The organism is Bacteroides faecis MAJ27, from assembly GCF_900106755.1.
Taxonomy (GTDB): Bacteria; Bacteroidota; Bacteroidia; order Bacteroidales; family Bacteroidaceae; genus Bacteroides; species Bacteroides faecis.
Genome location: NZ_FNNN01000001.1, coordinates 157900 through 173521 on the forward strand (window position 1 = coordinate 157900; position 15622 = coordinate 173521).

Genomic DNA, 15622 nt, shown 5'->3' on the forward strand with positions numbered 1-15622 from the left:
TGTTGATTTCCGGTCAGAAAACCGATGAATACCGGATAAAAATCGGTAAATAAAGCACATTTAATTATGCTCAAACCGAATCTAATAACAAAAAATACAATGTGAAAAACAAATATTGCACACCTGGATATTTTCTTCGTTATACATTTGCCCCATAAAATGAACACAATATGTGAATACAACCCTATGAATAAAAAGACTAATGCCATGAATAAACTATTATTAGGTGCTTTCCTTGCATCCATTTTCCTCTCACTCACAGCCTGTTCGGAAGAGAATCCGGAGCAAGACACCAATCCTCCGGCAGAACAGCCAGGAGATTCTACCGATCCGGGGGATTCGGGAGATGATCCATTACCAGAATATCCAGCTCCGGACCGTTCGACAATCGCAGCTTTTCCCGGTGCCGAAGGGGCAGGAAAACTTACTACCGGTGGAGCCGGGGGGACAGTGTACACAGTAACCTCTCTCAAAGACGATGGTTCAGAAGGGACTCTTCGCTGGGCGATAGAGAAATCGGGTAAAAGAACAATCGTATTTGCTGTAGGCGGGACTATCTCCCTGACAAAACAACTGCAAATAAAGAATGACGATATAACCATTGCCGGTCAGACCGCCCCCCAACCGGGTATATGCCTGAAAGACTATACGCTGCGCGTTAATGCAAACAATGTCATTATCCGTTTTATCCGGTCACGTATGGGAGATGAATGCAAAACGGAAGATGATGCTATGAACGGATATCAAAGTTCATACCCCGGCAAAAAGAATATTATAATCGATCATTGTTCTATGAGTTGGAGTACAGACGAATGTGCTTCATTTTATGGAAATACGGACTTCACTATGCAATGGTGCATCATCAGCGAAAGTCTGACCAATTCAATACATACTAAACAGCAACACGGATATGGTGGAATATGGGGAGGCAGTCCCGCCACCTTCCATCATAATCTGCTGGCTCATCACAGCAACCGCACCCCACGCCTATGTGGGAGTCGTTACTCCAATAGAGCAGATATGGAACAAGTAGATCTTTGTAACAATGTTATCTATAATTGGACCGGCGAAGGAGCGTACGGAGCACAAGGAGGAAGTTATAACATTATAAACAACTATTATAAGCCAGGTCCTGTTAATGCAGCGAAAAAGACTCATTGCCGTATTTTCACAGCTTATGTAGATGATGGTAAAAATCAACAGGCCAAAGGAGTATATGGCAAATTCTATGTAAACGGGAACTATTTTGAGACATACGATAAGTTGTCTGCCTCACAAAAGACGGAAGCAGCCAATGCAAACGCAGACAATACATCCTCTACTGCCTTTGTCGTAAAAAACAACGAAATATCCAGCCAAAATTTGCTTGTATCTTCACGTTTTCCTATCTTAGATGATTATTCGTTCGTTCAAACGGCACAAAATGCTTACAAAGCTATATTACAGTATGCAGGTGCTTCTAATATACGCGATAATATAGACAAGCGTATTGTAGATGAGACGGAAAAAGGAACATTTACATATACAGGCTCAAGTGGTGGAGCCAATGGGCTGATTGATACACAAACTGATGTGGAAGGCTGGAGTGAATACGTATCCGCTGCCACCACCCAACAGGATAGTGACAAAGACGGCATACCTGATGAATGGGAAACAGCAAACGGACTGAATCCCAACGATGGCAATGACGGAAACAAATATAACTTAAACAAAGAATATACCAATCTGGAAGTGTATCTGAATAGTTTGGTAAATTCCTTATATCCAACCAATAACTAAGTAGCTATGAACAAAAAAATCTTAGTAGGCCTATGTGCTTTATTTATTCTTCCTTCCATGGCTGGTGCTGTGGGACTGGCTACACCGTCAAAAGAGTATTCTACTCCCGACCGTTCTCAAGTTCCTGCTTTTCCGGGTGCTGATGGTGCAGGGAAATATGCAACAGGAGGTGCCGGTGGAACTGTATACACTGTAACCTCACTGGCAGATGATGGTTCGGAAGGAACTTTCCGCTGGGCCATCAATAAAAAAGGGCCACGTACCATCATTTTTGCAGTCAGCGGCATCATTGAATTACAGAAACCTTTAAAGCTCAACAATGGAGATGTGACAATCGCAGGTCAAACAGCTCCCGGAGACGGTATCTGTCTGAAGAATTATACATTCTCCATTCAAGCAGACAATGTGATTGTCCGCTTTATCCGTTCACGCATGGGAGCGGACATCAAGCAAAAAGGTGATGACGCAATGAATGGTATTAAAGGAAACAGCAACATTATCATAGACCATTGCTCCTTGAGCTGGTGTACGGATGAATGTGCTACCTTCTATGACAACCATAACTTCACCCTCCAATGGTGTATCATCAGTGAAAGTCTCGCTAACTCTATTCACGAAAAGGGAGCACACGGCTATGGTGGTATCTGGGGTGGACAAAAAGCTTCTTTCCATCATAATCTGCTTGCACATCACACCAATCGTACTCCACGACTTTGCGGCAGCCGCTACACCGGCAAACCGGAAGAAGAAAAAGTGGAACTATTTAATAATGTAATCTACAATTATGGCAGCGATGGAGCTTATGCCGGCGAAGGCGGGTCGTACAACTTTCTCAATAATTACTATAAACCAGGCCCCTATAGTGCCACCAAAGGTTCATACCGACGTTTATTCACTGCTTATGCAGACGATGGCAAAAATCAAAATGAAGCAGGTGTATACGGAATATTCCATTTCAAAGGAAACTTTATGGACGCCACCTGTCCCAGCCTGACGGATAAACAAAAAGAAGCGCTTTATAAAGTCAATATGGATAACACATTTGGGTTAGTTGTCAAAAACGACTTCGCACCGGAAAAGAATTTATTATCCAAGAAAGCATTTGACATAGCAGAACACACTTCATTGCAACCGGCAAAGAAAGCCTATAAAGATGTACTTCAATTTGCCGGAGCCTCTCACCGCCGTGATGTTGTAGACCAGCGAATCGTAGAAGAAACCCGCAAAGGAAACTATACTTATGAAGGTTCTCATGGAAGTACCAATGGAATGGTTGACCAACCAATAGACGTAGGAGGCTGGCCTGAATATAAATCCGAACCGGCCCCACTCGATACTGACGGAGATGGCATACCGGACGAATGGGAAAAAAAGCACAATCTGAACCCGGACGATCCGAATGACGGTGCTCAATACAGTCTGAACAAAGAATACACCAATCTTGAGGTATATTTGAATGAACTGGTGAACCATCTGTATCCTGCGGATTCTAAAAAATAAAATTAAAAGCCCGAATAAACAGTTATAAAAGATTAAGACGAGAGTACATTCTCCTATAAACCCTCGTCTTAATTTATTTTCTGCCGGAAAAACAAAAAATACTATCGTAAAAACAAATATTACACATCCCACAAGCCTCAAAAACATAATTTTGCACCAGTGAGAACTCTAAGAGTGGATACACTCGAATATTAATAATCTAATATAAAAGAACAAAAGATGCCTAAAGGAATGAAAAACATGCGCACTTTGCTGCTAATGATTTTCGCAGCATTATCGCTCAGCGTATCAGCGCAGACTATTACCTTAAATGGTAATGTGAAAGACACAACCGGAGAGCCGATTATCGGTGCTTCCATCGTAGAAAAAGGAAATACTACCAATGGTACAATCACCAACCTGGACGGTAATTTCTCTCTAAAGGTTCCTGCTAACGCAACTGTCGTCATTTCATATATTGGTATGAAAACGCAGGAAATCGCAATCAAAGGAAAAAGCAAAATTGACGTTACACTATCAGACGATGCGAAAGCATTGGATGAAGTTGTCGTTATCGGTTACGGTACCGCCAAACGTAAAGACATTACAGGATCAGTAGCATCAGTCAATTCAGAAACTTTAGCAGCTATTCCTGTTGCATCTGCCACGGAAGCATTGCAAGGGAAAATGGCTGGTGTACAAATTACAACTACAGAAGGTTCTCCTGATGCACAGATGAGTATTCGTGTACGCGGAGGCGGTTCAATCACTCAAAGTAATGAGCCTTTATTTATTGTAGACGGATTTCCTGTAGAAAGTATCTCAGATATTCCACCTACAGATATTGAATCAATCGATGTATTGAAAGACGCTTCTTCAACTGCTATCTACGGTGCACGTGGTGCTAATGGTGTAATTATTGTTACTACCAAGAGTGGTAAAGAAGGAAAAGTCAGTGTTAGTTACAATGCTTATTATGCGTGGAAAAAAGTAGCAAAAACATTAGATGTACTTTCCGCAAGCGATTATACCAAATGGCAGTATGAACTGGCTCAACTAACAAATAAGAATGATGATTATATCAAGTATTTTGGGAATTATCAAGACCTTGACATGTATGACAACGTAGCTACCAATGACTGGCAGGATTTAACTTTCGGACGTACCGGACATTCATTTAATCACAATCTCAGCATCAACGGTGGTAGCGATAAGTTCAAATATTCGTTCAGTTACTCTCATATTGACGATAAAGCTATCATGCAAATGTCTGACTATGCACGTGATAACCTCAATTTAAAGTTGAATCATAAGCCTCTGAAGAACGTTTCTTTAGATTTCTCAGCACGCTTTTCCAAAACAAAAATCAATGGTGGAGGTTCCAATGACGCCAACAGTTCATTGAACACAGACAAACGTCTGAAATATTCTTTGTTGTATACTCCATATCCTGTACCTGGTATCTCTGATGCACTCAATGCAGACGAAGAAGATGCCAATTCTCTATTGATAAATCCGTTAATCTCCCTAAGAGATAATGACACCCGCAAAGAACGTATCAACTATAACCTTGCCGGCTCTATCACTTGGGAAATAATCAAAGATTTAAAACTAAAAGCAGAAGTTGGTTATGACGATTATCGAAACAATGCAGACCGCTATTATGGTGTGACTACCTACTATGTAAGAAATAACGTGGACGATGAGGATAAAAGCAAGCCTGCTATTTCTTTCACCCGTGGTACAAGAACTGCCTTCCGCAGTACAAACACCTTAAGTTATGACTTCAAGAAGTTCTTTAAGAATAACAAAAACCATTTAAATCTGCTGGCCGGTCAGGAATATATTGTCACCAGGGAGAGAGAATTAAGAAATGTTGTACATGGTTTCCCGACTGAATATACGGCAGACGACTGCATCAACTATTCTACAAAAGGAAATCCATATGAAGTGACCAATTATGGTTATCCGGATGATGTATTGTTCTCATTCTTCGGACGCGCAAACTATGACTTTGACAGCAAATACTTGTTTAGCGCTACTTTCCGTGCCGATGGTTCTTCGAAGTTTGCCAAAGGTAACCAATGGGGATTCTTCCCATCTGCTGCCGTCGCATGGCGTATATCTTCCGAATCATTTATGGAGAATACCAAAAATTGGTTGGATGACTTAAAGCTCCGATTCAGCTATGGTACAGCCGGAAACAATAATATTCCCTCGGGACAGATCTCTCAATTGTATGAATTAAATAAAACTCCATGGATCAATGGTGTCAATTCCTATATTGCTCCAAGCAAATACATGGCAAACAGCGATCTCACATGGGAAACGACCATTACAAGAAATGTTGGTTTGGATTTCACCACTTTAGGAGGCAGATTAAGCGGAACAATTGAAGGCTACTGGAATAATACAAAAGACCTGTTAATTATGTTCCCTACATCCGGAACTGGTTATAACTACCAATACCGTAACATGGGCGAGACAGAAAACAAAGGTCTTGAAGCCAGCGTCAACTGGGTAGCCGTTGATAAAAAGAATTTCGGTCTGAGCATTGGTGCCAATATCAGTTTTAATAAAAACAAGATCAAATCTCTCGGTTCTTTACAGAAGCTAACTAACGAACAAGCACAATCTTATTGGGCTTCAACAGAGATAGGTCAGGATTTCTTGCCGGAAGTAGGTGGTTCTGTTGGAAAAATGTATGGTTATGTAAGTGCCGGACGTTATGAAGTTTCTGATTTTGAAAGTTATGATGCAACAACCGACACCTGGACTCTAAAGAAAGATATCAACAAATCTTCTGCCGTAGGAACTGCGCGCCCGGGTATGATGAAACTAAAAGATTTGGATAATAGTGGAGATGCGAATGGTGAAAAAGATAAAACGATCATTGGCGATGCCAATCCCCTGCATACAGGCGGGTTCAATATCAATGCCCGCTTATATGGTTTCGACTTGGCAGCCAACTTTACATGGAGTTATGGTAACGATATCTATAACGCCAATAAGATCGAAACCACTTCTACTTCCAAGTACTTATATAGAAACATGACTTCTGAAATGTCCGCAGCAAAACGTTGGACTAATATTGACGGAAACGGCAATTTGGTAACAGACATGAACCAATTGGCGCAAATGAACGAGAACACCACCATGTGGTCACCTTACATGAGCAAATTCGTATTCTCGGATTGGGCTGTTGAAGACGGTTCTTACCTTCGTCTGAGCACTTTGACATTGGGATACACTCTGCCTGTCCATCTAACCAAGAAAGTTGGAATCAACAACCTTCGTTTCTATGTAACGGGATACAATCTGTTCTGTATCACGGGATATAGCGGTTACGATCCGGAAGTTTCTACTTGCCGCAGAAATGGCAGCCAACTGACTCCGGGTGTAGACTATTCAGCATATCCTAAGAGCCGTCAGTTTGTAATCGGTTTGAACCTTAATTTTTAATCAGTAAAACTAGTAAGTAATGAAAAAAATATTATATACCGCATTAGCAGCATCACTATTTGCTTTTTCTTCTTGTGATGACATATTAGATACTTCCAAAAAGTCATCTATGGAAAAGACAGAAGTTTTTTCTAACGAGGCTTTGGTCAATGATGTAGTGATGGGATTGCACCAGTCATTCGGTGAAACAAACTCTTATCGCGGACGTTATATTGCCTACTTCGGAGTCAATAGCGACTGTGAAATTTGGAACAATACGGGTAAAAAAGGAGCTTTCACTGATAAAGAAGGAGCCTTGGTAACATATAATGCCACTACCGATAATCAATACATGAATACGGACAACAACGTTTGGGCCAAACTTTATGAAGCCATAGAACGCGCAAACAGCGCTATAACCGGTATGGACGAGTACAGCGATATGAGCAGCACCAATATGCGCCAATTTTACGGTGAACTATTGACCTTAAGAGCTTTTATCTATTTCGATCTGATTAAAGCGTTCGGTGATGTCCCTGCCCGTTTTGAGCCCAACACCACAGAAACGATCGACTTGCCTAAAACCGACCGTATGGTTATCATGAGAAGACTGTTGGACGACTTACTTACAGCACAAGACTACGTAGGCTGGCCTAACGAGAACAGTTTTACTAAATCAACAGAACGAGTGAGCCAAACCTTCACTAAAGGATTACGCGCGCGGATTGCATTATTTGCGGCTGGTTACTCACAACATCCGGATGGAATCCGTTACAATACAGAGGATGCAACAGAAAGACAGGAACTATATACAATTGCAAAAAATGAATGTCTGGACATCATCAGCAAAGGCTATAACACATTAGGCACATTTGAAGCTAACTTTAAAGCACTATGTGCTGAAGGAACAATTGCAGGAGCAGAATCTATTTTCGAGATTCCATTTTCCGCATCCCGTGGACGTGTCATCTACACTTGGGGAGTGAAACACGAAAAGAAAGACCAATGGACAAAACTAGCCAAAGGAGGCATAAACGGCCCTATTCCGACTTTGTTTTATGATTATGATGTAGAAGATGTTCGTCGTGATATCACTTGTGTACCTTTTAAATGGACAAGTGACAACGATGGAGACATTGCCTGGAAAGCACCCAATAAATGCTGGGGTGGATGGAGTTTTGGTAAAGTTCGTTTCGAGTGGATGAACCGTGTAGTTGACTCTTCAAATGATGATGGCATGAACTGGCAAGTAATGCGTATGGCTGATATTTATTTAATGGCAGCAGAAGCTATCAATGAACTGGAAGGTCCTAAAGGATCGTCTGATGCAGGAAAATATTTGAAAGCAATTCTCGACCGTTCATACCCGGCCGAAAAAGCAAGTGCTATATTAACGAAGGCAAAAGCCAGTCAGGATGCATTCTTTAACGTAATTGTAGACGAGCGTAAATTTGAATTTGCAGGAGAAGCAATACGCAAAGTCGACCTGATCCGTTGGAATCTTCTAGGAAGTAAAATGAATGAAGCCAAAGAGAAAATGACACGATTATATAACCGTGAAGGTGAATACGCTGATCTTCCTTTGAAAATCTATTATAATGAGGGTTTGGATGGAACAGATGCAACTTCCTACAAAATGTATGGATTAAACCATGGAGATACAGATGAAATAGGACAAACATTAGGCTACTCTAAAAGTAAGGAATGGATTGTACCGAAAGAATCTGCAGATCAGGCTGCTGCTTTGCTGCTTATCGACCAATTGTATGATAACAATCCCGATACCAAGCAATTCTGGCCTATCTGGAAAGTATTTATAGACGGAAGTAACGGTGTGCTAACAAACGATTATGACTATTAATGATGAATGAATTATGAAAAAGAATTATATATATACAGTATTATTTAGCCTGATTCTGTCTGCCTTTACAGTAAGCTGTTCAGAACCGGATGACGAAGTCACGACGGGAATATTTGACCGATTATTCTCACCGACAAATGTAGAAGCTGTTATCCAGAAAAAGACAAATGTAAAGTTTAAATGGACAGCAGTGACAAATGCCACATCATATACGATCGAGCTTTATGAAAATCAAGATATGACTTTCGAAGGTACTCCGAAAACATATGAAGGGATTACGGACAACACATATACTGTAGAAGGACTATTGGGTGAAACTCAATATACAGCAAGAATCAGAGCCTTGAGTGAAGAGATCAATGAATCAAAATGGTCGGCTGTTTCCTTCATGACAGAAGCTGAGAATATCTTCAATTCTGTGAAAGACGAAAATATAGAAGCACATGCAGTAACGCTTACATGGGATGCTATTGATGCAACGGCAACCAAAATCGTGCTGAGTGCAGATGGAAAAGCAGACATAACATATACTCTGAAAAGTACAGATATAGCCAACAAAAAGGCTTATATAGACGGACTGGAAGAAAGCACATCGTATACAGCCAAGTTATACAATGTAGATAAGCTCCGTGGTACCGTTACATTTAAAACAGCCATTGACTTTCAGGGAAAGACTCCTGTATATGAAGGTGATGATCTTGTTACCGTACTCGAAGGAGCAGCAGATGGTGCAAACATCGTTCTTGTCTCAGGCTCGTTTGTTTTGGGAGATTATGCACTAAACAAATCTGTTATCATCAGTGGTTATGACAAGGCCAATATGCCTACCATCTATGGTCGTCTACAACCCGAGGCCGGAGCTTCTTCCATAGAAATCAATAATATAATTTTCCGAGGTGACACTCCGGGAGCAGAAGAGTTGGTTTCTAATTTCATAGAGTTGCAAAGTGGAGCTAATATTTCGACTTTAACAGTCAGCGGTTGCGAAATCAGAAACTATAAGAATCAGATTCTTTACTGTAATGCAACGGCAACTTTAGGAGCGGCCTTATTTGAGAACTGTTGGGCAGATAATATTACAGGTTCCGGTGGTGACGGCTTCGACCTTCGCGCCAATACGACATTGGGAACATTGACGATCCAAAACTCAACCTTTAGTAATGGTATACGTACATTCTTACGTTGTAATATGACATCAGCCACTGTAAGCGTCACCAATTGCACTTTCTACAAAGTATGCTCTTATGATGGCGGCAGCAATAATAATGGATTGTTCTTAATGGATAAGGTTTCTACTTCTACAGGCAAACTAACTGTTGAAAAATGCGTATTCTCACAAATCGGTGTCGGAACATTAGGATACTGGGCAAAGAAGGGAAAGATGAAAGCTCAAGCTAGCTATTCAAAAAATTACTACCATGACAGTGCAAACCTATGGGATGCAACCAATGGACTTTATACAGATCCGTCAGCATGTAACGCTACAGAAATAGATCCTAAATTCACAAATCCTGAAAGTGGAGATTTCACTGTTGGAGCAGAAGATATTAAAGATTCCAAAGCTGGTGACCCTAGATGGATTAAAGAATAGTTCTGATAATCAATAAACCCCAAGTGTCTAAAACAGACACTGCATTATAAAAAAGATAGCGATGCCCGTATTCAGTATCGCTATCTTTTTTTTATGACGCTAAGGCAGTTAGAAGTACCTCATTCAAACACATCTTGTACATCTCCCCTTCGGTTCTTGTACATCTTTTCCTCCAACCTCCTACATCTTTGAGTCCACTCTAGTACATCATCATGGCAACTCTTGTACTTCTCTCGGTTAACTCTAGTACAAACTTAGATAGCAAGCCTACTTTACACCTCATACACGAAACCATCAATCATCTACTAAATAAAGTAAGATTCAGAGCATTCAGTCCTTTCAGTTATCTCTGCAAAGCCCTGACAGAAGGAGATACAGCTGAAAGCAGTGGTTCCAAATGGTGACTTTCAGCATTCAGCTCTTTCAGTTTCAAAAACAGAGCTGGCATTTACTCCAATCAGAGGCTCTATTTACTACAAGTAAAAGGTCTGTTTTAATCAAGTAGAGGCTCTATTTATCTCCCCCCTTGTCGCTATCATTCTCACCCCGTATGTCAGCAGAGCTTAGCCCGGACGTCAGCAAGGGTAAGCCCGGACGTCAGCAAGCCTGAGCTCGGACACTAGTGAGCCTGAGCTCGGACACTAGTGAGCCCAAGCCTACATGTTAACTAGCCTTTGCTGCCAAATAGAATATATAGTCATCAACCATCAAAGAAAAAAATCCGAAACTACCAATCTGAAAGAACTGAAACCACCCCTCCCCTCTCAGAGTACACTCACGCAAGGGTACAAAATTGTGCCTTCAGCCGCTATCGCCTTCTGACAGGGCATTTCCGAAGAAGACTGAAACAACTGAACACCGATTATCCAATAAAACTTCTCTGGTACTAAAAGTGCCCAAAAACTCCTGTCACCGTCCCACTTTTTCCCGATACTCCGTCGGAGTCATACCGACCTGTGCCTTAAAGCATTTACTGAAATAACGCGGATCATTAATACCGACCATATAAGAAATCTGAGTCATATTAAACTCTCCCGTTTCAATTAACTGTGCAGCACGCTTGATGCGCATTTCCTTTATGAACTCGATAGGGGCCAGTCCCGTAAGCGTTTTCAACTTCTTGAAGAACACCGAACGACTGACAGCCAACTCACGAACCAAATCATCCACCACCAATTCTCCGTTATCCATATTCTGCTCCATCAGTTCAACCAGCTTATCCATAAACTTACGATCGTTAGGAGACATTTCCGGCATTACAGGCTTTTCTGCCACACCACTCTCCGACTCCGACCCGGTAACTTCATGACCGGATAAAACCTCTTCCTGAACACCCGGAACTTCAGATACCATCACATGTGTCAGACTATCACGATAGAAATTCTGAAGTTTCTTGCGCTGTATCAGCAAGTTCTCCACACGGGCCTGAAGATAAGTAGCACTAAAAGGCTTGGTTATATAATCATCCGCTCCATATTCCAGCCCTTCCAGCTTACTTTCTATGGTTGTCTTGGCAGTCAGCAGAATAATAGGGATGTGGCTGGTCGTCATATCCGCACGGAGCTCACGCGTCATTTCGATACCATCTTTCTCCGGCATCATCACGTCACTGATGATAATGTCCGGCAGATACTTCAAAGCCTTATTCCATCCTTCCATACCGTCAGAAGCCTCTACCACCCGATAGGTTGAAGCAAAAATACCACGTAAGAAAGAACGTAATTCCTGATTATCCTCCACCAGCAACATGAGTTCTTTCGAACTGCTTTCCTCAGCCTCTTCTTCAGCGACAGATATCTCCAAACTAGGTGCATCTACGATAGCAGCTTCTGTCTGAAGCGAAGAATTAGCGATATCCACAATACGTTCCATACTCAGCGGAACAGCCGAATCGTCGAGAATAAACTCTACTGCACTATTATAATGCTCTTTTCCCTTCAGAAAATCAACTTTGAAACAACTTCCTTCCCCCAAACGGCTATCAACGGAAATCGTAGCCTTGTGCATTTCTACCAGTTCCTTTACCAAAGAAAGACCGATTCCGGAACTTGCCTGATTGAATATATTCTTATCTACCAAATTCTCAAAGCGTACAAAGAGAGACTTACGTTTGTTTTCGGCAATACCAATTCCCTGATCTTGCACACCAACCGATACCGTGCCCTCATCTTCGCGGATAAAAACGGTAATCATTTTCCCGTTAGGCGTATATTTAAAGGCGTTGGACAGAAGATTAAATACAATCTTTTCAAACTTATCAGCGTCTACCCAAAGGTTCAAAGCCTCCTTCTCCGTCTGGAAGAGGAAATCGATATGATGCTCCTCCGCCACTGATTCAAAATTGTCCATAATCTTACGGACAAAGGCTACCACATTCAACTGTTGCACCTGCATCTTCATCTTCTTATTCTGAATCTTACGGAAGTCCAGAATCTGATTCACAAGGCGAAGCATACGATTGGTATTCCGCTCCACCACTACCAGCTGCTCCCGTGCATCAGCCGGCAACTTATCATTCTTCAGCACTTGTTCTACCGGACCCGCAATCAACGTCAGAGGAGTACGGAGCTCGTGAGATATATTCGTAAAGAAACGTAGCTTAATATCAGAGATCTGTTGTTCGACAGACACTTCGTGCTTCAAACGATAAATGGTAAACAGGATATAAACCGCAACGAAAATAATCAATAATACAAAGCAGACATACAGCACATACGCTAAAGGCGTCTCCCAAAAAGAAGGGAGAATCGTGATATTCAAAATGCGCTCATTGTCCACCCACACCCCGTCACTATTGGTAGAACGGACACGAAATACATAATCTCCCTTCGGCAAGTTGGTATAGGTCACACTTCTTTGCCGGTCGGCAAAAGTCCACTGCTTCTCGAAACCATCGAGAATGTACGCATACTGTATATTCTGCGGATTCGTATAATCGAGCGCAGCATACTGAACTGAAAAGATATTCTCATCATGAGAAAGCACCAGTTCGTGTGTATCATCCAAATCGACTTTCAATATGGATTTCTCTCCCGGAATCACATCTTCATTCGCCACCATCAGCTTGGAAAAGACGACAGGAGGCACATAACTGCTCTTCCGTATAGAATCCGGACTAAACATGAATAATCCGTTACTGGTTCCAAACAACATATCCCCACCGGATGTCAGCGTAGAGGCCGCCTCGCTGAAACGTACCCGGAAACTGATACTGCGTTCATCGTAATTCTCAAAACGCTCGCCGGATGGGACAAACTTACAGATTCCATTTTCTGTACTGATCCAGAGATTCTGTTTATGATCTTCACGGATAGAAAGCAGGACGTCCGAAGAAAGTCCGTCGAGCACTGAGTAGGATTTAAATTCACCGTGACCGTCTTCGCTGATAGAAATCAGTTTATTCAGTCCCCCACCGAAAGTTGCCAGATAAAGTTCCTTCTGCCGGGTAGCGATGATCCAGTGCACATCATTATTGCTCAGACTCTTCGTGTCATTCGGGACACGAGAGAAATGGTGGAACTGAATATCTTCCGGCTTCTCGAAGTTCTCGTCAAAAGCAACGGCTCCCGTAGTAGTACCTACCCAAAGTCGTCCGTTATTATCTGAAGTGATAAAACGCGTTTTGTAACAGACATCAATGGGATATCCTTTCAGATTATTCCGGTGATTGATAAAGATTGTCTCCCCTTTTTCTCCCTGGGCAATATAGTTGATACCACCTGCAAAAGTTGCTGCCCAGATGCGACCATGATGATCTTCGTAAACACAATATACATTGTTATCACTCAGACTGTACATATCGTTGGCGTCATGCTGATAACGAGTCAGTTTGTAAGACATACCCGTAGCAGAAGCCTGTTCGGCACGCACCAATCCGTTTCCTTTGGTGGCAATCCAGATAATTCCTTTCGAGTCCTGCAAAATAAAATAGGCAGTGCCTTCCATAGGCGCACCTGTGAGCGAAACGGTTCCATTTCCTGTCAGATGCCCTATATACTTCCGGTTCGAATCGTACAGGCGGATCATGCCGTCTTTCAGTCCGACCCATAAATTTCCCAGCTTATCTTCGCAAACCGACCGTACTTCATTACTCAAAGATTCGTATTCATGCGGAACTGGAGTCAGCATTGAAAACGGTACATTGCGGAATGTGACTTTCTCCAGCCCTTTGGAATGGGTACAAAGCCACAAATTGCCTTGTTTATCAGAAAAAGCCGCATGTATTTTGTTAGAGAAGCGCCAGTTATTGCTCCCCAAATCATCGTAGAAAGGAACGAGACAATTCCGTTCGCGGTCAAAATAGGAGAATCCTCCGCCATAAGGATGCACCCATACATGTCCGTGTATATCTTCATGAATATGGAAAGCAGGACGCGAACGGTCAGCGTTACTATATTCCACCCGCATTTGCTCACGCTTTACCACCCCGGTAGCAGGGTTAAAATGAACAACGACTCCCGGCTCTTCCTGTTCGAACCAAACTTCCGATGTACGGTCTACATAAGCCGAAAGAATCGGCTGGTCCGACAACTCCTTGCAGGTCACAGGGGAATAGTGTATATGCTTGTTGGTTTTCAGGTTAGAGAGAAAGAATCCGTCCGAGTCGGTTGTAACGACGGTATTGTCATTGCCCACAGCATGTATGGAAGTTATACGGGCTTTTGTGGGAAGTTCGTGCAGACGAAACTCCCCGCTCTTTTTCTGATAGCACCAGATTCTTCCCCGATCGGAAGTAAAGCAGATATCGTCTTCACATTCTCTGACTGCATAAAATGCCTGGTTCATGCCGTCTTGTTTTCCCTGCGTCTCCACAAAGTAGTTCACAGGTTGCCGCTCACCGGGACGTATCATTCCCAGCCCATTATCAGTCAGCAGCCAGTTATTGCCGGCTCTATCCTGATAGACCTGATAAAAGTGATCGGCAGGAAACAAACCGGACTTAGTGGAATAAATCTCCGGTTTCGTCGTATAGTTTTTCTCAGGAAGCGTCACAACACGGATAGCTCCGTCATTCTCCGTCAGCAGCCAGACTGTACCATCAAGCAACACCTGAATAGAATGAATATTGTAGGTGCTTCCCTCTTCACCCGCAGCCGGGACTTGCTCAAACGTCTCCGTTTTCGGATCGAAACGATGGACACGGTTGTCATAAGTCAACAACCATAGAAAACCGTACCGGTCTTCATACATCCGGTCGGCACGGTTATTGGTCAGACTGATGTAATTGCCCTGACGTGCTTTATAAGTTTTAAAGTTATAGCCATCAAAACGATTGATTCCATCCCAAGTGGCAAACCAGAGGTTGTCTTTGTGATCCTGTAATATGCTCATTACTGTGTTTTGAGACAACCCATCCTCGGTAGAATAATGGGTGAAAAAGCTGTGTTGTTGTGCCTGCACCACATGCACAGTCAGGCACAAAAGAATTAGATATAAGATTCTTTTTATCATTATTACACACATATTGAATG

The 15622-nt window shown here is 42.3% G+C and carries 6 protein-coding genes; 5 read left to right on the top strand and 1 reads right to left on the bottom strand.

Features of this window, described 5'->3' with window-relative positions:
- Positions 1-207: 207 nt before the first annotated feature.
- The 5 genes from BLW31_RS00460 (at position 208) to BLW31_RS00480 (ending at position 10151) form a co-directional block, all read left to right on the top strand.
- Positions 208-1779: a pectate lyase family protein gene (locus tag BLW31_RS00460; protein ID WP_010536704.1), complete on the top strand. Its 1572-nt coding sequence runs from the start codon at positions 208-210 to the stop codon at positions 1777-1779.
- A gap of 6 nt (positions 1780-1785) precedes the next feature.
- The gene (locus BLW31_RS00465; RefSeq protein WP_010536703.1) at positions 1786-3279 is read left to right on the top strand and encodes a pectate lyase; all 1494 of its coding nucleotides are present in this window, start codon (positions 1786-1788) and stop codon (positions 3277-3279) included.
- Between the two features lie 219 nt (positions 3280-3498).
- Complete coding sequence (locus BLW31_RS00470; protein ID WP_010536702.1) at positions 3499-6720, top strand: SusC/RagA family TonB-linked outer membrane protein; 3222 nt, start codon at positions 3499-3501, stop codon at positions 6718-6720.
- A 19-nt stretch (positions 6721-6739) separates the two neighbouring features.
- On the top strand, positions 6740-8560 hold the full coding sequence (locus tag BLW31_RS00475) for a RagB/SusD family nutrient uptake outer membrane protein (RefSeq protein ID WP_010536701.1): 1821 nt from the start codon (positions 6740-6742) through the stop codon (positions 8558-8560).
- A 13-nt stretch (positions 8561-8573) separates the two neighbouring features.
- Positions 8574-10151, top strand: a complete 1578-nt coding sequence (locus BLW31_RS00480; RefSeq protein WP_010536700.1) for a DUF5123 domain-containing protein — start codon at positions 8574-8576, stop codon at positions 10149-10151.
- Between the two features lie 909 nt (positions 10152-11060).
- On the opposite strand, the gene BLW31_RS00485 is transcribed toward BLW31_RS00480, so the two are convergent.
- Positions 11061-15602 carry a hybrid sensor histidine kinase/response regulator transcription factor gene (locus BLW31_RS00485; RefSeq protein WP_050544913.1) on the bottom strand — a complete coding sequence of 1514 codons (4542 nt, stop codon included), beginning with the start codon at positions 15600-15602 and terminating at the stop codon, positions 11061-11063.
- Positions 15603-15622: the final 20 nt, after the last annotated feature.

What these genes read in the sequence shown, in the direction of transcription:
- BLW31_RS00460 (WP_010536704.1), top strand. Translation starts at nt 208, where the DNA reads ATGAATAAACTATTATTAGGTGCTTTCCTTGCATCCATTTTCCTCTCA.
- BLW31_RS00480 (WP_010536700.1), top strand. Translation starts at nt 8,574, where the DNA reads ATGAAAAAGAATTATATATATACAGTATTATTTAGCCTGATTCTGTCT.
- BLW31_RS00475 (WP_010536701.1), top strand. Translation starts at nt 6,740, where the DNA reads ATGAAAAAAATATTATATACCGCATTAGCAGCATCACTATTTGCTTTT.
- BLW31_RS00485 (WP_050544913.1), bottom strand. Translation starts at nt 15,602, where the DNA reads ATGATAAAAAGAATCTTATATCTAATTCTTTTGTGCCTGACTGTGCAT.
- BLW31_RS00465 (WP_010536703.1), top strand. Translation starts at nt 1,786, where the DNA reads ATGAACAAAAAAATCTTAGTAGGCCTATGTGCTTTATTTATTCTTCCT.
- BLW31_RS00470 (WP_010536702.1), top strand. Translation starts at nt 3,499, where the DNA reads ATGCCTAAAGGAATGAAAAACATGCGCACTTTGCTGCTAATGATTTTC.